The sequence below is a fragment of the Micromonospora sp. SL4-19 genome (genome assembly GCF_047921475.1).
In the GTDB taxonomy this organism is placed as follows: domain Bacteria; phylum Actinomycetota; class Actinomycetes; order Mycobacteriales; family Micromonosporaceae; genus Micromonospora.
Genome location: NZ_JBLROB010000027.1, coordinates 19,433 through 38,902, shown reverse-complemented (window position 1 = coordinate 38,902; position 19,470 = coordinate 19,433). Strand labels below are relative to the sequence as shown.

Annotated in this window: 21 protein-coding genes; 10 read left to right on the top strand and 11 right to left on the bottom strand. The window is 74.5% G+C overall.

Annotated features, from left to right (window positions below):
- The first annotated feature begins 9 nt into the window (after positions 1 to 9).
- Complete coding sequence (locus ACNAVT_RS24995; RefSeq protein ID WP_416299641.1) at positions 10 to 513, top strand: hypothetical protein; 504 nt, start codon at positions 10 to 12, stop codon at positions 511 to 513.
- A 130-nt stretch (positions 514 to 643) separates the two neighbouring features.
- Positions 644 to 1,687, top strand: a complete 1,044-nt coding sequence (locus tag ACNAVT_RS24990; protein WP_416299640.1) for a helix-turn-helix domain-containing protein — start codon at positions 644 to 646, stop codon at positions 1,685 to 1,687.
- A 207-nt stretch (positions 1,688 to 1,894) separates the two neighbouring features.
- On the opposite strand, the gene ACNAVT_RS24985 is transcribed toward ACNAVT_RS24990, so the two are convergent.
- From ACNAVT_RS24985 to ACNAVT_RS24950, 8 genes are read right to left on the bottom strand one after another with little or no spacing between them, the layout of a single operon-like run.
- Entirely contained in the window at positions 1,895 to 2,881 is a 987-nt protein-coding gene (locus ACNAVT_RS24985; RefSeq protein WP_416299638.1) for a DNA topoisomerase IB, read from the bottom strand.
- Entirely contained in the window at positions 2,865 to 3,830 is a 966-nt protein-coding gene (locus ACNAVT_RS24980) for a glycosyltransferase family 9 protein (protein ID WP_416299636.1), read from the bottom strand. The genes ACNAVT_RS24985 and ACNAVT_RS24980 overlap by 17 nt, the downstream gene beginning before the upstream one ends.
- A complete protein-coding gene (locus ACNAVT_RS24975) occupies positions 3,827 to 4,528 on the bottom strand; it encodes an SDR family oxidoreductase (protein ID WP_416299635.1) in 702 nt (233 codons plus the stop codon). Before ACNAVT_RS24975 ends, ACNAVT_RS24980 begins: the two co-directional genes overlap by 4 nt.
- Entirely contained in the window at positions 4,525 to 6,066 is a 1,542-nt protein-coding gene (locus ACNAVT_RS24970; RefSeq protein ID WP_416299634.1) for a PfkB family carbohydrate kinase, read from the bottom strand. The genes ACNAVT_RS24975 and ACNAVT_RS24970 overlap by 4 nt, the downstream gene beginning before the upstream one ends.
- Before the next feature lie 14 nt (positions 6,067 to 6,080).
- Positions 6,081 to 6,767, bottom strand: a complete 687-nt coding sequence (locus tag ACNAVT_RS24965) for a D-sedoheptulose-7-phosphate isomerase (protein WP_416299633.1) — start codon at positions 6,765 to 6,767, stop codon at positions 6,081 to 6,083.
- Positions 6,767 to 7,984: a glycosyltransferase gene (locus ACNAVT_RS24960; RefSeq protein ID WP_416299632.1), complete on the bottom strand. Its 1,218-nt coding sequence runs from the start codon at positions 7,982 to 7,984 to the stop codon at positions 6,767 to 6,769. The genes ACNAVT_RS24965 and ACNAVT_RS24960 overlap by 1 nt, the downstream gene beginning before the upstream one ends.
- Entirely contained in the window at positions 7,969 to 8,943 is a 975-nt protein-coding gene (locus ACNAVT_RS24955; protein WP_416299631.1) for a glycosyltransferase, read from the bottom strand. The genes ACNAVT_RS24960 and ACNAVT_RS24955 overlap by 16 nt, the downstream gene beginning before the upstream one ends.
- The gene (locus ACNAVT_RS24950; RefSeq protein ID WP_416299629.1) at positions 8,940 to 10,670 is read right to left on the bottom strand and encodes an HAD-IIIA family hydrolase; all 1,731 of its coding nucleotides are present in this window, start codon (positions 10,668 to 10,670) and stop codon (positions 8,940 to 8,942) included. Before ACNAVT_RS24950 ends, ACNAVT_RS24955 begins: the two co-directional genes overlap by 4 nt.
- Positions 10,671 to 10,817: 147 nt before the next feature.
- On the opposite strand from ACNAVT_RS24950, the gene ACNAVT_RS24945 reads away from it, so the two are divergent.
- Positions 10,818 to 11,264, top strand: coding sequence for an SRPBCC family protein (locus ACNAVT_RS24945; RefSeq protein WP_416299628.1), 447 nt, complete (start codon positions 10,818 to 10,820; stop codon positions 11,262 to 11,264).
- A gap of 103 nt (positions 11,265 to 11,367) precedes the next feature.
- The gene (locus ACNAVT_RS24940) at positions 11,368 to 12,135 is read left to right on the top strand and encodes a polyprenol monophosphomannose synthase (protein WP_416299626.1); all 768 of its coding nucleotides are present in this window, start codon (positions 11,368 to 11,370) and stop codon (positions 12,133 to 12,135) included.
- A gap of 314 nt (positions 12,136 to 12,449) precedes the next feature.
- Here the strand turns inward: ACNAVT_RS24940 and ACNAVT_RS24935 are convergent, their stop codons facing one another.
- On the bottom strand, positions 12,450 to 14,048 hold the full coding sequence (locus ACNAVT_RS24935) for a phytoene desaturase family protein (protein WP_416299624.1): 1,599 nt from the start codon (positions 14,046 to 14,048) through the stop codon (positions 12,450 to 12,452).
- A gap of 72 nt (positions 14,049 to 14,120) precedes the next feature.
- Here ACNAVT_RS24935 and ACNAVT_RS24930 point away from each other — a divergent pair, with 72 nt between their 5' ends.
- The gene (locus ACNAVT_RS24930; protein WP_416299622.1) at positions 14,121 to 15,554 is read left to right on the top strand and encodes an aldehyde dehydrogenase family protein; all 1,434 of its coding nucleotides are present in this window, start codon (positions 14,121 to 14,123) and stop codon (positions 15,552 to 15,554) included.
- Between the two features lie 27 nt (positions 15,555 to 15,581).
- Here ACNAVT_RS24930 and ACNAVT_RS24925 read toward each other — a convergent pair whose 3' ends face one another.
- Positions 15,582 to 15,986 carry a ChaB family protein gene (locus tag ACNAVT_RS24925; RefSeq protein ID WP_416299620.1) on the bottom strand — a complete coding sequence of 135 codons (405 nt, stop codon included), beginning with the start codon at positions 15,984 to 15,986 and terminating at the stop codon, positions 15,582 to 15,584.
- A gap of 134 nt (positions 15,987 to 16,120) precedes the next feature.
- Here ACNAVT_RS24925 and ACNAVT_RS24920 point away from each other — a divergent pair, with 134 nt between their 5' ends.
- The 5 genes from ACNAVT_RS24920 (at position 16,121) to ACNAVT_RS24900 (ending at position 18,868) form a co-directional block, all read left to right on the top strand.
- Complete coding sequence (locus ACNAVT_RS24920; protein ID WP_416299618.1) at positions 16,121 to 17,098, top strand: YihY/virulence factor BrkB family protein; 978 nt, start codon at positions 16,121 to 16,123, stop codon at positions 17,096 to 17,098.
- A gap of 65 nt (positions 17,099 to 17,163) precedes the next feature.
- Positions 17,164 to 17,580, top strand: coding sequence for a DUF2795 domain-containing protein (locus ACNAVT_RS24915; RefSeq protein ID WP_416299616.1), 417 nt, complete (start codon positions 17,164 to 17,166; stop codon positions 17,578 to 17,580).
- Between the two features lie 52 nt (positions 17,581 to 17,632).
- Positions 17,633 to 18,094, top strand: coding sequence for an SRPBCC family protein (locus tag ACNAVT_RS24910; protein WP_416299614.1), 462 nt, complete (start codon positions 17,633 to 17,635; stop codon positions 18,092 to 18,094).
- A 124-nt stretch (positions 18,095 to 18,218) separates the two neighbouring features.
- Entirely contained in the window at positions 18,219 to 18,479 is a 261-nt protein-coding gene (locus tag ACNAVT_RS24905; RefSeq protein ID WP_416299612.1) for a hypothetical protein, read from the top strand.
- A 176-nt stretch (positions 18,480 to 18,655) separates the two neighbouring features.
- Positions 18,656 to 18,868 carry a hypothetical protein gene (locus ACNAVT_RS24900; RefSeq protein WP_416299611.1) on the top strand — a complete coding sequence of 71 codons (213 nt, stop codon included), beginning with the start codon at positions 18,656 to 18,658 and terminating at the stop codon, positions 18,866 to 18,868.
- Here the strand turns inward: ACNAVT_RS24900 and ACNAVT_RS24895 are convergent.
- Positions 18,865 to 19,314, bottom strand: coding sequence for a hypothetical protein (locus ACNAVT_RS24895; protein ID WP_416299610.1), 450 nt, complete (start codon positions 19,312 to 19,314; stop codon positions 18,865 to 18,867). The genes ACNAVT_RS24900 and ACNAVT_RS24895 overlap by 4 nt on opposite strands.
- Between the last annotated feature and the right edge of the window lie 156 nt (positions 19,315 to 19,470).

The following is a 19,470-nucleotide window of genomic DNA, read 5'->3' as shown; positions in this document are numbered from 1 at the left end:
GGCTTGATCGTGATCGAGCAGCCGGCATACACCGGGTTCGGTTTCTCCGACGAGCAGTGGGGGCTGCTGGTCGGGCTGCCACAGTCCGTCCTCACCGCGGCGAGCGCGGCCGAGTCCGACGGCACCCGGCGCACCATGGCCGAGAACGCCGCCGGGCTGGAGACCATCGCCGCAGGGCGCGAGTCGGCCGTCCCGCTGGTGGCCGCCGTGGCCGGTGAGGTCGTCTCGCGGGTCGGCGACCCGGAGATCGGCGCGGAACTGCCGGTCATCGCGCCCGCCGACCCGCAGGCGATGATCGACGACGTGCTCGCCCGGGCCGCCGAGGCGTCGGCCCTGCTGACCGGCAAGGTTGACGAGGGGCAGGCGGGCGCGTACCGGCACTGGCTCGTGGAGATCGCCGAGCAGGTGGTCGGCGCGGCGGCCAGCGGCGGCATCCTGGGCCTCGGCGGCGATGTGGTCAGCGACTCGGAGCGGCTCTTCCGCGACCGGCTCGCCGAGGTGCTGAACGACTGACCCCGACTCCCACACGCACTAGCAGAAGAGATCACTACCGTCAATGACGGATATCTGACGCCCCACGGCTGCCGCCTCGCGAGCCCGTGGGGCGTCATCCGCGTGAAGGACGAGGCACAGGGGTCGTCACATGGACCGAACGCTGAACCGGCAGATCGTCGACACGGCGCACGCGCCCCCGCGCGACCGTTTCGGGGTGTGGCTGGACATGCTCACCGACACGCCCGCGCTCATGCGGGTACGCACCGAGCAAGCCGACGACTTCGTCGCGCGGGCGGAGTTCCTCGAGCTGGGGCCGATACAGCTGGTCCGCCACCGCTACCCCTCGCTGCACGGGATCCGCACCCGGAAGCTGATCCAGCGCTCCGACGCGGACTACTACCTGCTCGCGCTGACCCTGACCGGCACCGGTATCGCTGACCAGGACGGGCAGCGCGGCATCTGCCGCCCCGGCGACTTCACCTTCTACGACTGCGCCCGCCCGCAGGAACTCAGCCACCACGGCGACGACAACGGGCGGGAACCCGTCAGCTCGATCGTCGCCATCGTCCCGTACGACGCGCTGCCGCTGCCCAACCGCCGGCTCGCCCCGCTGTTCGCCGGTCGGATGTCCGGCACCGAGGGGGTCGGCGCGCTGCTGGCCAACTACCTCATCCAGCTCACCGGCCATCCCGAGCAGTACCACGCCGTGGACGCCGAGCGGCTGGCCGGCGTCGGCCTTGATCTGCTCTCCACCATGCTCGGCCGGCACCTGGTCTCGGCGGACGAGGTGCCCACCGAGGTGCGCCGCCGCGCGCTGCTGACCCAGGTCCGCTCCTTCATCGGCCAGCACCTGGGCGACACGACGCTGAGCCCTCAGCTCATCGCGGACGCGCACCACATCTCGGTCCGGTCGCTGCACCGGCTCTTCGAGGCCGAGGAGAGCACCGTCGCGGCGTACATCCGGGACCAGCGACTGGACCGCTGCCGCCGGGACCTCGCCGACCCGGCCCTGCGGGACCTGACCATCCAGTTGATCGCCGGGCGCTGGGGGTTCCGGGACAAGGCGCACTTCAGCCGGGCGTTCCGGGCCGCGCACGAGCAGACGCCCCAGGCGTACCGGGCGCAGCACCTCGAACGGGCACGCATCGTCAACACAGCGGCGTCCGTCGTCAACTCCCAGCCGACATACTGACTGCGGGCCGGGCCGGGACACCGGCACGGCCCGGTGATATCGGGGGACCGCGGCGAGGCGTCCGCGACAGCTTCGTCGCGGACGACCGCCCGGTGCCGGCGCCGCCCGCCGTGCGCGCGGGCCGGCGACGACCCCACCGGCCATCGGCGGCCACGCCGGACTCCGGCCCCGTCGCGCCTTTCCCCCCCGGACTGACGACGGGGCCGGTCAGGACTCCTCCTCCAACAGCGCCAGGACGGCCTGCTCCAGCGCCTCCCTCGGCATCTCCGCCACCACCGGGGCCAGCATCCCGTCGTGGTAGCGGTCCACCACCCTCGGGTCCACGTAGGACGTGCGCGCCACGGTGGGCGTGTTGCCGAGCAGCTCGGCGACCGAGCGCATCACCGCGGCGACCACCCGCTTGCGGGCCGTCGCCGACCGCTGCGCGCCGACCGTCGCCAGCTCGGTCGCGGCCAGCACGGTGGCGTGCCAGGTACGGAAGTCCTTGGCGGTCATCTCGCCGCCGCTGGCCTCGCGCAGGTAGTCGTTCACCTCGTCGCTGCGGACGTCCCGCCACGACCGGCCGTCCCAGTAGCCGAAGAGGCGCTCCTCCGCCCGCCGCCGGCGACGCAGGTTGGTCAGCACCCGGCACAGCTCGGGGTCCTCGATCCGGCGTACCTGCTCGACGCCGCCCTTCGCGGGGAACTCGAAGACCACACAGCCGTCACGCGAGCGGGCGTGCTCCGGGCGCAGGGTGGAGACGCCGAAGGTGGGATCGTCGCCGGTGGCGTACTGGTCGTTGCCGACCCGGAACATGCCCATGTCCAGCAGCCGGGCGACGGTGGCCAGGACCCGGTCCCGCCGCAGGCCACGCAGCGCCAGGTCGCTTTCGACCCGGTTGCGCAGCACCGGCAGCCGGTGGGCCACCTCCAGCACGTGGTCGAACTTCGCCTCGTCCCGCTGCTGGCGCCACTGCGGGTGGTAGAGGTACTGCTTGCGCCCGGCCGCGTCGATGCCGGTGGCCTGGATGTGCCCGTTCGGGTGCGGTGAGATCCAGACATCCCGCCAGGCCGGCGGGATGACGAGGTCGCGCAGCCGGGTCCGCTCGTCGGCGTCGCGTACCGGCTCGCCCTTCGGATCGACGAAGAGCCAGCCCTTGCCGCTCCGCCGGCGCCCGTACCCCGGCCGGCCCGGATCACTACGCCGTAACCGCACCGGAAACCCGCACCGCCCGTTCCGCCTCGTCCACAGCGGCCAGCACCTCGTCCACCAGAATGGCCGCCAACCTCGGGTGGGTGGCGTCCCCGCCGGCCCAGTCCCGGTCGAGCTGCACCCGGTGCGCGACCCCGAGCACCCGATGCCGGGGGCGGTCCGCCGGGGGCCCCCAGTGCGCGGGCGGCACCGGGCCGAAGAGCACCACCGAGGCGATGCCATACCCGGTGGCCAGGTGGGCCACACCGGTGTCGCCGCTGACCACCAGCCGGGCGTCGGCCACCAGCGCGGCCAGCGCGGCCAGGTCGGTCCGGCCGGCGAGCACGGCGTCCGACGGCAGGCCGGCCTCCCGGGCGATCCGACGGGCGAGCTCCCGCTCGTCGGCGGAGCCGGTGAGCACCACCCGGTGCCCCCGAGCGGTCAGCGCCCGGGCGAGCGCCGCGAAGCGCTCCGCCGGCCAGCGCTTCGCGGGGCTCTTGCTGCCCGGGTGCAGCACGGTGGCGCCGGCCGGAAACCCGGCGGCCGGCGGGCGGCGCAGCGCCAGATCGGCCGGGTCGGCCGGCAGGTCGTACCAGTGCAGCAGCCGGCACCAGCGGCGGACCTCGTGCTCGCCGTCGTCCCATGCCGGGCCGTCAGGGAGCCCGGCGTCGGGGCACGCGAACGCGAGCAACCGGTCGGGCCGGGTGGCGGCGAGCATCCGGTGCGACCGCGGACCCCGGCCGTGCAGGTTGACCGCCACCTCGGGCGGCGGAACCGGCCAGGCCGGCCGGCCGGCCAGCCCGTCCGTGGGGAGCACCCGGTCGACCGCGCCGACCAGGTCGACCAGCGGCGCCAGCCAGGCCGGCGCGGCCAGCACCAGCTCCCGGCCCGGGAAGCCGGCCCGGAGGCCGCGCAGTGCCGGGACGGCCGTCGCCAGGTCGCCGACCCCGAGCGCCCGCAGCACCAGGATCACGGGTACGACGACTCCTGCTCGGCGCAGACCACCATCTCGCGTACCGCGCAGCCGGGCGGCTGGGAGAGGGCGAACATGACCGCGGCGGCGGTGTCGGCGGGCTCGTTGAGCACGGCGTCCGGACCGGGGCGGTACTGCGCGTCCCGCGTGTCGAAGAAGGCGGTCCGCATGCCGCCGGGAATCAGCAGGGTGACGCCGACCGCGCCGGCCAGCTCGGCGGCGAGCGCCCGGGTGAAGCCGACCACCCCGAACTTCGCCGCACAGTACGCGGTGGCGTCACTGACCGCCTTGACGCCGAGCGTGGAGGCGACGGTGACGATGCTGCCCCGGGACGCCTCCAGGTACGGCAGCGCGGCCCGGATCACTGCCGCGGTCGCGAGCAGGTCGACCGTCACGACCCGCTCCCAGGTCTCCGCCGGTACGTCGATCAGCTTCCCCGGCACGTCCACACCGGCGGCCGTGACCACGGCGTCCAGGCCGCCGGAACGTTCCGCCAGTTCCCGGGTGGCCACCTCGGCGGCCCGGGTGTCGGCCAGGTCGCACTCGACCCAGGGCACCCCGTCGCCGGGTCGCTGCCGGTCCAGTACCAGGGGGCGGCCCCCGGCGCGGGCCACCGCCACGACCACCGCGGCGCCCAACCCGCTCGACCCGCCGGTGATCAGGACGGTGGGGCCCGCCCCGGGTGGACTGCTGCTCATGCCGCTCCCTCCGCCGTCGACCGGGTGACCGTCTCCCGACTCGTCGCCGCCACCGTGATGTCCGCGTCCCCCGCGACCAGGCTCCGCGGATGGTCCGCCGCGCCGCCGTCGAGACCGGTGGCGGAGCCGCGACCGGACCGGGCGGCCGCGATCATGTCGGTGGTGGACCGGCCGTCCAGGTACGGCACGACCACCGTGTGCCCGCCCCAGCGGGCCAGGATCTCCGCCTCGGGAAGGGTCTCGTCGCCGCCACCGCTGGCGTAGTCGCCGCCCTTGACCCAGACGTCCGGGCGCAGCCAGGACAGCGCCGCGTGCGGCGTGGGCTCGTCGAAGATCATCACGGCGTCCACGCAGCTCAGCGCGGCGAGCAACCGGCTGCGGTCGCCCTGCGGCACGACCGGGCGCTGCGGTCCCTTCAGCCCGGCCACGCTGGCGTCGGAGTTGAGGCAGACAACGAGGCAGTCGCCGAGCTGCCGGGCCGCCTCCAGGGTCGCCACGTGCCCGGCGTGCAGCAGGTCGAAGCAGCCGCCGGTGGCGACGACCGTGCCACCGGCGGCGCGTACCTCGGCGACCACCGCGCCGGCGGCCGCCGCGCCGACCCGCTCCCCGCCACCGCTGATCACCACCGGCGAGGCGGTCCGGACCGGGGCGGGCAGCGCGGTGGCCACTCCCCCGCCGGCCACGTACGCGGACGCCTCGGCGACCGCCTCCTGCACCGCCTCGGAGACCAGCGCGCCCCGGGCCAGGGCGAGGGCGGCCGTCGCCGCGAACCGGTCCCCGGCCCCGCAGGTGTCCCCCTCGGCGCTGGCCGGTGCGGGCACCACCAGCGGGGTGGCGCCGGCGTGGCAGAGCAACGCGCCGTCCCCGCCCAGGGTCACCGCCACCGCGCCGGCCTGCCAGCGCTCGCGCAGCGCCTGGGCGCCCCGGGACGCGGTGACCAGGCGGGAGGCACCCGGCGGCACCTTGGCCAGCTCGCGCGCCTCGAACTCGTTCGGAGTGGCCAGGTGCACCCCGGGCACCGCCGCCGGGCCGCGCGGATGCGGGTCCCAGACCACCGGTGCCCGGGTGGCGGCCAGCGCGGCCCGCAGCGCCGGATGACGTGCCACGCCCCGGCCGTAGTCGCTGACCAGCACGGCGGAGGCGCTGGCCAGCAGGCGCAGCACCGCCTCGCTCGGCTCGCCAGGCGGACCGGCGAGCCCGCCCCGGTCGTGGCGCAGCAGCACCCGGCCCCGGGCCCGCAGCCGGATCTTCTCGGGGGTGGCGCCGGCCAACGGCAGCGCGTACAGCTGCACGCCGGCGGCGGCGAGCAGCGTGCCGAGCCGGGCCCCGCCGGCGTCGTCGGCGACGGCGGTGACCAGCGCGACCTCGGTGCCCCCGGCGGCGGCGAGGATCGCGGCGAGACCAGCGCCGCCCGGGCGGTCGACGTACGTGGTCTCGTCGAGCACCGGCACCGGGGAGTCCGGGCAGAGGCGGTTCACCACGCCCTCGACGTCGCGGTCCAGCAGGGTGTCGCCGAGCACCACCACGGGTCCGGTCACGCTCGACCTCCTCATCAGGCCCGCACCTCCCGGCCGGCGGTGTCGCCGACCACCACCTCGACGCCGGTACGCACCGGGCCGGCCGGCGTCCGGTCCGCTCCCGTCGCGAGCGCGGCCGGCAGGGCCCGGTCGACGTACTCGCAGAGCACGTGGGCGGCGACGAGGTGCAGCTCCTGCACCACCTGGCTCTCGGGCGAGTCGATGGCGAGGTTCTCGTGACAGGCGTCGGCGAGCGGGTTGGGCGCCGGTCCGGTCAAGCCCCAGCAGCGCAGCCCCGCGTCGCGCCCGGCCCGGGCGGCCGCGAGCAGGTTGCTGCTGGCGCCGCTGGTGGACATCAGCAGCAGGATGTCCTCGCGGCGACCGTGGGCACGGACCTGGCGGGCGAAGACCTCCGGGAAGCCGTAGTCGTTGCCGATGGCGGTCAGCGCGGAGGTCTCGGCGTGCAGCGCGATCGCGGACAGCGGTGCCCGGTCGTCGCGGAGCTTGCCGACCAGCTCGGCGGTGAGGTGCTGGGCCTCGGCGGCGCTGCCGCCGTTGCCGGCCACCAGCAGCCGCCCGCCGGCGGCCAGCCGGTGCGCCAGCTCCTCGCCCCAGCGGGCCAGCAGCTGCTCCGATCCGCGCAACGGCAGCAGCGCGGCGGCCAGCCGCGTCAGGTGGTCCTCCAGCACCGTCCCGCCGACGGCCGGCCGGGGCGCCGCCATCAGGCGACCACCCGGGTGGGTCGACGCACGGCGGCCACCTCGCCGTACACCTCCGCGAGCCGCTCCGCCGTGGTCGACCAGGAGTAGTGGGTGCGAGCCCGCTCCAGGGCCGCCGTGGCGTACGCGAAGCGGCGGATCCGGTCGCCGAAGAGCCGGCGGATCGCGGCGCCGAGGGCCGCCGGCTCCCGGGCCGGCACCAGGTCGCCGGTCCGTCCGGGCACCACCGTGTCGATCAGGCCGCCGACCGCGGTGCCGATCACCGGCACGCCGCACGCCATCGCCTCCAGCGGGGTGAGCCCGAACGGCTCGTACCAGGGGGCGGCGACCAGCACGTCGGCCGAGCGGTACCAGCGCCCCATCTCCTCGCGCGGCACCGCGCCGATCACCTTGACCCGGTCGGCGATCCCGCACGACTCGGCGAGCGCCCGCAGCCGCAGCGCGTACGGGTCGGTCTCCAGCAGCCCGGCCGGCGGCCCGCCCACCACCACGCACTCGGCGTCGGGGACCAGGGCGGTGGCCCGGATGACGTCCTGGAAGCCCTTGCGCTCCACCAGCCGCCCGACCGTGAGGATGCGGGCCCGGGCGCCGTCGCGCTCGGCGACCGGGCCGAGGGGGGCGAAGGTGGCCAGGTTCACCCCGGACGGCACGACGGTGATCCGGGACCGGGGCACCCCCATCCGGACCAGCTCGGCGACCTCGTCCTGGCACTGGGCGACCACCCGGTCGACCGAGCGGCCCAGTTGCCGCTCGTGCCCGATCCGGCCCGGCGGGCTGGTGTCCTGGGCGCCCTGGTGGCGCCGCTTCACCGTGCCGAGCGCGTGGTACGTCTGCACCACCGGCACCCCGGTCCGCCGCCCGGCGGCGAGCGCGGCGAGGCCGCTCATCCAGAAGTGCCCGTGGACCACCTCGGGCTGCCAGTCACCGACCCGCCACCGCTCGGCGAGCCACTCCCCGAACGCCGGCATGTACGGCAACAGGTCGTCCTTGGCGACCGGCTCGGCCGGCCCCACGGGCACGTGCGCCACGTCGTAGCCGTCCGGGGCACCGACCGTCACCGGCAGGTCCACAGCGTCGCGCCGGGTGTAGACACGGACGTCGTGGCCGGCGGCCGCGAGCGCGGCGGAGAGCTCCGCGACATGCGTGTTCTGGCCGCCCGCGTCCTCCCCGCCGAGGACGGCGAGCGGACTGGCGTGTTCCGAGATCATCGCGATGCGCATACTTCCTCCTCCAGCAGCCGGTCCCAGTCGGCGAGGAAACGCTCCAGGCCGTAGCGGTTCCGGGCCGCGGCCCGGGCTGCGGCGCCCGCGCGGCGGGCCGCCGCCGGGTCGTCGACGAGGGTGCGGGCCGCGTCCAGCAGCACGTCGACCCGGGTGGAGAGGGCGCCGGCGGACGGCGGCACCGCCTCCACGGCCTCGGTGGTGGCCAGCGCCACCACCGGCATGCCGACGGTCATCGCCTCGATCAGGCTCAACCCGAGCGAGGTCCACCGGCACAGGTGCAGGTAGGCCCGCCGCCGGGCCAGTTCGGCGTGCATGACGTGCTGCGGTACGTCGTCGTGGCTGGTCAGCCGCTCCGGCGGCAGCCCGAGCCGGTCGGCCAGTCCGGCCACCCCCATGCCGTAGACGTCCAGCGGGGCGATCTCGGCGAAGCGGGGCAGCAGGTCGGTGCCGGTGACCCGCCAGCGGCGGACCGGCTCGTTGATGACGACGGCGAGCCGGTCCAGCTCGCCGGTCCACTCGACCGCCGGGGCGACCACCCCGTGCTCGACCACCGCGGTGCGGGTCCCGCCGTTGTCCCAGAACAGCTCGTTGAAACCGGTGACGTGGGTGAGCAGCAGGTCGTCCCGGTCGGCCATCGGATGCCGGCTGTCCGGCACGTCGCCCTTCGGGGTGTTGTGCTCGACGTAGATCGCCGGCACGTCGCGGCCCACCCGGCGGCCCAGCCACTCGCAGGCCAGGTCGAACTCCTCGGGGCGCTGGAGCAGCACCAGGTCGACATCGGACCGGCGCAACTCCTGCGGGGTCACCTCGACGGCGTTGTCCGGCCAGGGATAGGTGCGTGCCCGACCGAGGCCGTACGGACCCCGGTCCGGCGTGACCGGCACCAGGTAGCGGTGCTTGCCGTGCACGAACGACGTGGTCCACGACCCGTGTACGTGCCAGACCAGCACGTTCATCGCATCACCCCACCGGTGGCGGGGACCGCCGGCCACGCGACGACGGGCTCCGACGCGTCGGCCGGTACGCCGAGCAGCCGCAGCGCCTCCAGGACCCGCCCCGGCTCGACGGCGGACAGGCAGGGATGGCCGGGGACCGGGCAACGGGTGGCCCGGGTGTCCCGGCAGGCCGCCCCGGCGTCACCGAGCCGGACGGTCGGCACCCGGTACGGTCCCCACTGCCCGAACGGGACGGTGGGGGCGAAGAGGCTGACCACCGGGATCCCGAGCGCGGCGGCCAGGTGCGCCGGCCCGGTGTTGCCGACCACCAACGCGCCGGCCCGGGCGATCACCGCGGCGAGCTCACCGAGCCCGGTGCAGCCGCCCAGGTCGAGCCCGCCGGCGGCGGCGACCCGGGCGGTCAGCTCCCGCTCGCCCGGGCCGCCGGTCACCACCACCCGGTAGCCGGCGGCGCTGAGCACCCGGACGATCCGGGTGGCCAGTTCGGGTGGGCAGGCCCGGGATTCCACCGAGGAACCCGGGTGCAGCACGACATAGCCCGGCTCCCCGGTCCCGGCCGGGACGGGCGGCAACCGGTCGGCGCGCAACCGCAGGCCCGGCTCGTCGTCGGCGGGCAACGCGTGGCCGGCCGCCGCGGCGAGGGAAAGCGCGCGCTCCGGCTCCGGCACCCCGACCGGTACGCGGTGCCGGACGTCGAGCAGGGTGCCCGGATAGTCGTCGCTGATCGCGCTGATCCGGGGTATCCCCGCCATCCGCAGCAGCAGGGCCAGGGGCAGTGGCGACTGGTGGAAGGACGTGAAGACGACCGCCTCCTGCGCGCCGAGCGCGGCGAGTCGGTCGGTGAGCCCACGCATGTCCCCCGGATCGACCGCGGCGGCCGGGGCGTCGATCCAGGGCAGCGGCCACTCGACGATCTCGTCGACGCCGGGCAGCAGTTCGGCCGCGGCCCGGCCGCGCGGCCCGCAGAGCAGCACCAGCCGCTGCGCCCCGGCCGCCACCGCGCGGATGGCGGGGCCGGTGACCAGCACGTCTCCGGCGGCGTCACTGCGCGCCACCAGCACCGTGCCGCGCCGGGGCGGGGCGGCGGGGGCGGCCACCAGATGTATCCGCCGCAGGATCTGCGTGACCGCGTCCGGCAGGTCACCGGCGACCGCGGGGGCGGCGGCCACCTCCGCCGCACGGGTGGCCGGGGTGGGAACCAGGACGCCGGCGGCACCCGCGGCCGCGGCCGCGATCATGTCGGCGCCGATGTCGCCGACCAGCACGCACCGGGTCGGCAGGGTGCCCAGCGCCCGGGCAGCGGCGTGCACCAGCCCCGGAGCCGGCTTACGGCAGACACACCCGTCGGGCTCACCGTGCGGACAGATCTGCCAGCTGTCGAACGGCCCGAGCAGCTCCTCCACCCGAGCGTTGACCCGGCGAAGGTCCTCGACGGTGAAAAACCCCCGGGCCAGGCCGGACTGGTTACTCACCACGGCCAGCCGCAGACCGGCCGCACGCAGCCGATCCAGGGCCTCCCGCGCGCCGGGCACCGGCCGGACCTTCTCCGGATCGCCGTTGTACGGCACGTCCTCGATCAGCGTGCCGTCACGGTCCAGCAACACCGCGTCGAACAGGCCGCACGGGAACCGGCCAGCACCCGGGTCAACCCGGGCTGACCTGTACTGATCCCGCTCGTGGTCCCGTCGCACGGGCGGCGGGTTCCCTACCCCCCGAGGAGTAAACATCAACTTCGGCGGAGCCGCCTCCGCCGGTGCCGCCCGGCCGGCTCCGGTGCCCTCCGCCACGCCGGCCCGGTCCGGCGATACCCGCCGCCCCCGAGAAGCTAACCCCGCCGTCGTTAGCGGCGGATGTGGCGAGGGTATGGCGTTCGGGTGGCGATCGTGGAAAAGGTGATCGAGGCACCCCCACAGCAGGTCTTCGACGTGCTCGCCGACGGGTGGACGTACGGCGACTGGGTGGTCGGCACAGCGCACGTGCGCGGCGTGGACGACAGCTGGCCGCAGGTGGGCAGCCGCCTGCACCACCGGGTCGGCCCCTGGCCGCTGTCGCTGCAGGACGCCTCCACGGTGCTGGCCTGCGCGGCGCCGCACCGGCTGGTGTTGCGGGCGCGAATCTGGCCGGCGGGCGAGGCGATCGTCTCCTTCATCCTGGATCCGCTCGACGGCGGGCGGACCCGGGTCCGGATGGGCGAGGACTTCGTCGCCGGGCCGCTGCACCGGATCTGTAACAAGCTCAACGACCTTGTGCTGCACCTGCGTAACAAGGAGACGTTGAACCGGCTCTCCGACATCGCCACCCGCCGGCCGAAGAACCAGTGACACGCCGGCTCGGAATCCTCCGGGCGGACGTCTGTGCGGAACTGACGACGACGACTAGCTACCCTCTCAGGTGAAACCTGTCGGCCGACCGAGGATGTCTCAGATGATCGAACCCGTGCAGTTGCCCTCTCCGTGGCGCGACGCACGCCTGACCGTCGTCGTCCCGACCTACAACGAGGCGGGCAACCTCCCGGTGCTGGTCGAGCGGCTCCTCGGCCTGCCGCTGCCCGGGCTGAAGGTGCTCGTGGCGGACGACAACTCCCCGGACGGGACCGGCGAGGTGGCCGACAAGCTGGCCATCGAGCACCCGGACCGGGTACTCGTGGCGCACCGCCCGGGCAAGGAGGGGCTCGGCCGGGCGTACGTGGACGGGATCGGGCGGGCGCTCGACGACGGCGCCGATTTCGTCGCGCAGATGGACGCGGACCTGTCGCACCCGCCGGAGGCGCTGCCCGGCATGCTCGGCGCGCTGCTCGCCACGCAGGCCAGCGTGGTCATCGGCTCCCGGTACGTGCCAGGCGGCGAGCTGGACGAGAACTGGCCGCTCTACCGGCGCGCGCTCAGCGGGTGGGCCAACCTCTACGTGCACACCCTGCTGCGGGTGCGAATCCGGGACCTGACCGCCGGTTTCAAGATCTGGCAGGCCGACGCGCTGCGCGACATCGGGCTGGACCGCGTGCAGTCCAACGGCTACAGCTTCCAGGTGGAGATGCACTATCTCGCCACCAAGCTGGGGCACACGATCCTGGAGGTGCCGATCCGCTTCGAGGAGCGCCGGGACGGCGACTCGAAGATGACCACCGCCACCAAGATCGAGAGTGCGCTGATGCCGTTCAAGCTGCGGACCCGGCACCGCAACCTGGAGCGCTGAGGAGGCACCCACTCACGCTGCGTCATCCTGACGCAGCGTGAGTTTTTCCTGGCCGGTTGGCGATGCCTGTCGCCCGCTTTGCTCTGCAGCCATCACCGCATCACCGCCGTGACCTGCCGGCGAAGAAGTCGCCCCCTCCACCGAACGAGTTCGCGCCATACACCCACCGCGACCGCTGCGCATATGGCTGCAGAGCAGAGGCTCCGCAGACCGAGGTGCGGGCGGCTGGCATGGACCACGCAGCGTCAGCACCCGCCGGCGTACCCACGAGTGCACCGGTTCGCCACCGCCAGCGCCACCGAACGCGACGCGGATCAGCGGTAGACCGCACGGTGCGCGGCGTCGATCGTGCGCGCGTACAGGCCACCGGTGAGCGTGCGGTCCCGGGCGATGGCGGCCCGCGCGGCGTTCGCGCCGGGTGCGCCGTGCACCCCGCCGCCCGGGTGCGCTGACGAACTGGCCAGGAAGAGCCGGTCCACCGGGGTGTCCGCCCGTCCGAGGCCGGGGATCGGCCGCAGGAAGAGCTGCTGGTACGCCGCTGCGGTGCCACCGCCGATCGCACCGCCCACCAGGCTCGGGTCACCGGCCTCCAGGTCGGCCGGGCCGGCCACGTGCCGCCCGACGATCAGCGAGCGGAAGCCGGGGGCCGCGTCCTCCAGCACGTCCTCCATCCGCTCCAGGTGGGCGGCGATCTCCTCGGCTCGCCAGTGCCGGCGGAACGGCAGGTGGGTGTACGACCAGAGCGACTCGGTGCCGGCCGGAGAGTGGCTCGGGTCGGCCACCGACATCTGCCCTACCAGCAGGAACGGGTCCCGGGGCACCTGCTGCCGGGCCAGTGCCGCCGAGTACGTGGTGAGGCCGTTCAGGTCGGCGCCGAGATGCACGGTGCCGGCCCCCGCCACGGTCGGGTTCTTCCACGGCACCGGCGCGGACAGCGCCCAGTCCACCTTCAGCGTGGAGCCGTCCCACCGGAAATGGGTCAGATCCTCGACCAGCCGCGGCGGCAGCGCGGCAGCGCCGATCAGGTCCAGGTAGAGCGCCGGGGCGGGCACGTCCGCCAGCACCGCCCGCCGGGCCCGCCAGGTGGCGCCGCCGGCGGTGCGCACGCCCATCGCCCGGCCGCGGGCGGTGAGCACCCGGTCGACCCGGGCACCGTAGTCGATCCGGCCGCCCCGCTCGACCAGCCGGGCCACCAGCGCGTCGGTGATCTTCTGGGCACCGCCGACCGGCACCGGCCAGCCGACCTGCTGGCCGAGCATGGTGAGCAGCCAGCCGTACACCCCGGAGCCAGCCTCCTCCGGGGACAGGTCGGTGTGCAGCGCACAGCCGGCGAGCAGCGCGGGGCCGCCCTCACCGTCGAACAGCTCGTCGCCGAGCTTGCGCACCGGCACCACCAAGCGCCGGCCCAGCCGCAGCGCGCCGGACACGCGCAGCCGGCGAAGCAGGCTCAGCCCGCTGCGGACCGGCGGGAACGGGGTGGTGATGGCGTCGAGCATCGGCTCGGCCACCCGGCACCATTCGGCGTACGCAAGCCGCCAGCTGTCCCCGTCGCCCGGGGCGAACGCCTCCAGCGAGGCCGCGGTGGCGTCCGGGTCCCGGTTGATCACGGCGGCCCGTCCGTCGGGGAACAGGTGGGCGAGCACGTCCGGGGCGTGTGTCCAGGCCAGCCCGTAGCGGTCGAGGCCGAGGCCGCGCAGCACCGGCGAGGCGTACCCGAGGGGGTAGAAGGAGCTGTAGAGGTCACTGAGGTAGCCCGGGGCGGTCACCTCGGCCGAGCGGATCGCCCCGCCGGGGACCTGGGTGGCCTCCAGTACCAGCACCTCCCAGCCCGCGTCGGCCAGCAGGTTCGCGGCCACCAGCCCGTTGTGGCCGGCGCCGATGACGACGGCGTCCGCCGTGCCGGTGGGGCTCATCCGATCCGCCTACCCGGCGGGTTACCGGGCGAAACGCGTTTGCCTTGGCCGGACCGGGGCATCCACCGGCGCATGTACACGGTTGCACAGCTCATAGGTGGAGTGTGGGGTGCCGGCGGCGCGGGAGGCGAGCAGGTCGTACATGATCCGTCCGACGGCTCTCCGGTGACCACGGCGCCGGTGGCCACGGCGGACGAGGTGGCCAAGGCGGTCGAGGCCGCCCGGGGCGCGGCGGCGGAGTGGGCGGCGACCGCTCCGGCGGAGCGGGCGGGGGCCCTGCACCGCGCGGCGGACGCGGTGGCCGCCGTCGCCGACGAGCTGGCCCGGGCCACCACGGCGGAGATGGGCAAGCCGCTGGACGACGCGCGCGGCGGCGTCGCCGCCGGCATCAGCACCCTCCGGCAGTACGCGGAGCTGGGCCCGGTGCGCGGCGGGCGGACGCTGCACGGCAGCCATGCCGCGCTCGACTTCATGGCCCCCGAGCCGCGTGGCGTGGTCGCCGCGATCACCCCGTGGAACGACCCGGTGGCGGTCTCCTGCGGGCTGCTCGGCGCGGCGCTGGTCACCGGAAACGTGACGCTCTACAAGCCGAGCGAGCGCACCCCGGCCACCGGCTGGTTGCTGGCGAAGGCCTTGGACTCCGCGCTGCCGGCCGGCGTGCTGTCGCTGCTGACCGGCGGGGGCGAGGTGGGCGCGGCGCTGGCGGGGCAGGACGTCGACGTGGTCGCCCACGTCGGCTCCACCGCCACCGGCCGGACGATCGCCGCCGCAGGCGCCCGCACCGGTGCCAAGGTGCTGCTGGAGAACGGCGGCAGTGACCCGCTGGTGATCGACGCCGACGTCGACCCGATCTGGGCGGCGGAGCAGGCCGCGCTCGGCTGCTTCGCCAACGCCGGACAGATCTGCGTCGCGGTGGAGCGGATCTACGTGCACCGGGACGTGGCGGAGGACTTCGTCGACGCGCTGGTCGAGCGGGCCGCGGCGCTCAAGCTGGGCCCGGGCCGGGATCCCGACACCCAGCTCGGGCCGCTGGTCGACCGCCGGCACCGGGACCACGTGCACGGGCAGGTCACCGCGGCGGTGGCCGAGGGGGCGCGGGTACGCACCGGCGGGGAGATCCCGGACGGGCCGGGCGCGTTCTACCCGGCGACCGTGGTCGCCGACTGCCGGCACGAGATGGCCCTGGTCCGCGAGGAGACGTTCGGCCCGGTCGCCCCGGTGATCGTGGTCGACTCGTTCAGCGAGGGGCTGCGGTGCGCGGCCGATTCCCCGTACGGGCTGGCCGCCACCGTGCTGACCGGCTCGATGAGCCACGCCCACCGGGCCTGGCGGGAACTGCCGGTGGGCACGGTCAAGGTCAACGCGGTCTTCGGGGGCGCGCCGGGCGGCGCCGCGCAGCCGCGGCGCGGCAGCGGCCAGGGCTTCGGGTACGGCCCCGAGCTGCTCGACGAGTTCAGCGCGGTGAAGGCCGTGCACATTGAGGCGCCGGGCGGCGGCCACTGGTGACCACCGCCCGGCGGCGGGGGCGGCGGCTCACCGGCCGCCGCGCGCCTCGCGGGTCGCCTTGTCGTTCGCCTTCTGGATCGCCTTGACCAGTTCCGGCTTGGTCATCCGGGACCGGCCGGGCACCTCCAGCTTCTTGGCGACCTGCATCAGGTGCTCCTTGGGCGCGTTGGCGTCCACCCCGACGGCGGTGGGCGCCCGCCGGGCCGGGCCACCACCGGCGGCCTGCTGGTCGCTCGGGCCCGTACGGCCCTTCGGCTCCCAGTGGTCGCCGACCTTCTCGAATTTGTGCTTCACCGCGGCGAATGCGGTGCGGTGCGCCCGCTCCCCCTCGCCGTACGTCTCCACGGCCGAGTCGTGCGTCTTCTCCCAGGTCCGCTGTGCCTTGTCCGGGGAGCGCCGCAGCGTGCTGGGCAGTACCTCGCGCCCGGGCATCTCGTCCTCCTCCGTCTCGATGCGTTCCCATGACCGTTCCCGCACGCCCCCGGCGACAAACCGGCACCCGGTTTGTCGATTTTCGCCACGGGGTACCGCCGGGCCACGCGAGAGGCGCGCCGGAGGGAGCGATCATGGCGGCGACGACGGAGCCGGCGGTCACCGGCCGGCAGCGGGCCGGGATCCCCCGACGGATGCGCCAGCTGAGCTGGGCCACCTGGCGTGGGGTGCTGGCCCGGGGCGGGCGGAACTTCGTCAAGGACAACTGCGCGGACTGGGCCGCGGCCCTGACCTACTACGGAGTGCTGGCGCTCTTCCCCGCCATCGTCGTGGTGGTGGCCCTGGTCGGGCTGGTCTCCGACGGTGAACGGACCGTTGACACCGTGATCGACCTGGCCCGGGAGATCGGGGCCGGTTCGGTGGTCGGCAACGACGGGTTCGTCGGCGTCGTCCGCGGGGTGGTGGAGCAGCAGGGGTCGGCGAAGGTGCTGCTCAGCTTCGGCCTGCTCGGCGCGCTCTGGTCGGCGTCCGGGTTCATCGGCGCGTTCACCCGGGCGTCCAACGCCATTTACGGGGTCGAGGAGGGGCGACCGTTCTACCGGCTGCGCCCGCTGCAGATCGGCCTGGCCGCGGTGTCGCTGGTGCTGCTCGCCGCGGTCGCCACCGGGCTGATCGTCAGCGGCCCGGTCACCGACGCGATCGGTGACCGGTTGCACGCCGGCGGGTTGGCGCGCACGGTGTGGACGGTGGCGAAGTGGCCGGTGCTCGCCCTGGTGGCGATGATGCTGTTGTCGCTGCTGTTCTGGATCGCCCCGAACGTCCGGCAGCCCCGGTTCCGCTGGCTCACCCCGGGCGGCGCCCTCGCCCTGCTGGCCTGGGTGGTCGCCTCCGCCGGCTTCGGCCTCTACGTCGCCAACTTCGGGTCGTACGACGTGACGTACGGCAGTCTCGGCGCGGTCATCGCCTTCCTGGTCTGGCTCTACCTGTCCAACTGTGCGCTCATGCTGGGCGTACAGGTCAACGCCGAAGTCCAGCGCGGCCGGGTGCTGCAGGCCGGCGCGACCGACCCGGGCCAGGAGGTGCTGCCGCCTCGTGCGCCGGCCGATTCGTGACCGGATGACCGGCTCGGCCGGCCGCCCCCGGTTTACCGGCGGTCCCGTCGGGCATGTCTGTTCGCATGGAACGAGGCAGCAGCAAGCACTCGCCCAGGGTCGACGACAACATGGTCCAGGACGTCAGCGGCCTCCTGCAGGGGCCGGGCGCTGCGGGCTCCCGTGTCGACGAGTCTCGCCAGCCGGAGCCCGCGGGCGAGGACCAGCCGGAGCCGAAGACGGTGACGGCCGGCGCGAGCCGCGGCGGCAACCCGCAGGGCATGAGCATGGACGATGTCGAGGCCCGCAGCCGCCTCGGCCGGTTCATCACCATGACGGCCCTACCCGGGGACCGCGACGCCCTGGTGGCCAACGCGCGGGAGAACCAGGCGCCGGCCGACATCGTCGACGCGCTGGAACGCCTGCCCGACGGCACCCGCTACCAGACGGTTTCCGAGGTGTGGGCCGCACTCGGGCACAAGAACGAGACGACGCGCTGGTGAGCGGATCGGTCACGATCCGAAATGGACACCAGCGGAACAGGAGGATCCTGCGATGAGCGGCGTTATGGAACACGTCGAGGTTGACGTCCCGATCCGCACCGCATACGACCAGTGGACGCAGTTCGAGGAGTTTCCCCACTTCATGGAGGGCGTCCAGGAGGTTCGGCAGCTCTCCGACACGATGACCCACTGGACGGTCGAGATCGCCGGCGTGAAGCGCGAGTTCGACGCCGAGATCACCGAGCAGCTACCGGACGAACGGGTGGCCTGGCGGGCCACCGAGGGCACCCGGCAGGCCGGTGTGGTGACCTTCCACCGCCTCGACGAGGGGCACACCCGGGTCACCCTGCAGATGGAGTTCGAACCGCACGGCATGGTCGAGCAGGCCGGCGACAAGCTCGGCATGGTGGACCGCCGGGCCAGGGGCGACCTGGAGCGGTTCAAGCAGTTCATCGAGCGACGCGGCCAGGAGACCGGTGCCTGGCGGGGCATGGTCGAGCGGCCGACCCCCTGACGTCGCCGACCCCCGTGCAACGACAGCTCCGACGGCCGCCGGTGATCCGGCGGCCGTCGCCGTGCCCGGTCGGCGCGAGCGCCCGCGGCCGTTTGCGGTCACCGCGCCCGGGTACCGCTGGGGAATGACCGACAACGACAGGCACGTGTGGCGCGACGAGACCCGCACTCCCCTGCACGAGCTGGACCGGGCACTCGCCCGGTCCACCGTCGACGGGCAGGCCGACGACGTCACCGGCAACGACGCCGGCGAGGAGGCCGCGTTCGGCCACGGGCCCGAGCCGGTGGACCGCGGCGCCGGCCCGGAGGCCGAGCGGCGGGAGATGACCGACGCGGACCGGGCGTACCGGCCGTCGTCCACCGGCCGGACCGGCCCCGACGCATGAGCCAGGGCGTTCCGGGCGCCGGGCGGCGCCCGGAACGCCCACCGATCGGGCCAGCCCGTCCGTGGATCAGCCGAAACGGCAGGAAGCGCGATACGCGCGGCCGGGAAAACGGACAGCCCAGCCAGAATCGGCCGAACGGGGGCGGCCACGCCGCGGCTCCGCGTAACACTTTCGGGATGCAACAGGGCTCCGGCTTCCTCACCCCACGTCAGCGCCGCCTGGCTTGGCTGGGCTTCCTGCTCGCCGCCATCCAGGCGCCGGTCGCCGCCAAGCTGGTCTCCGACGGCTCCTGGCTCTTCAGCCTCATCGTGGCCCTCATGGTGGCGATAGTGATCATCGCCGACGATGCGACGCGACGCCGGCCGGCAGAGGGTCCGTCCGCGGACTAGCCGCCAGTGCCGGGGCGTGCCTCGTGCCCTGGCCGTCCCCGGCTGCGTCGGCGTTCCTTCATCTCCGCCTCGTAGAGATGGCGCCGCCCGCCGACCAGTGCGTCGCGGGCTTGTCGGTCCACCTCGCGGAAGAGCGCGTAGTACCCGTCGTCGAAGTCCTCGACGATCTGGAAGGTCCACCGTCCGGAGATCACGTTGCGGCCGAGCAGGTCCCGGCCGACCCGATCGGCGATCTCGTGCTGGCCCGCGGACCGGAACAGTTCCACCGCGTCGTCGAGCATCAGGTCGGCGTGGCCGATCAACTGGTGCATCGAATAGAGGTGCCCGCGGGCGCGTTCCACCGTCTCCAGGGCCTCGCTGAGCTTGCCGAGCGCCTCGACGGTGGCGTCACTCACGCCCGCCGGCCGCCGGTGCGCCTCGTCCGGTCCGTCCACCTGCTCTCCCAATTCCGTTTCTCCGCGGGGTCGGCCGCGCCGGTTCACGTGGTCCCCTTCTGCCCCGGACGGCCGGCGCAGTCCCGTTGCCTGCACTGCGACGGCCTGATACCCGGTCGTCCTGGTGACACGCCGGGCGGACCATCACGAATTTCCCGATCTGCCCGG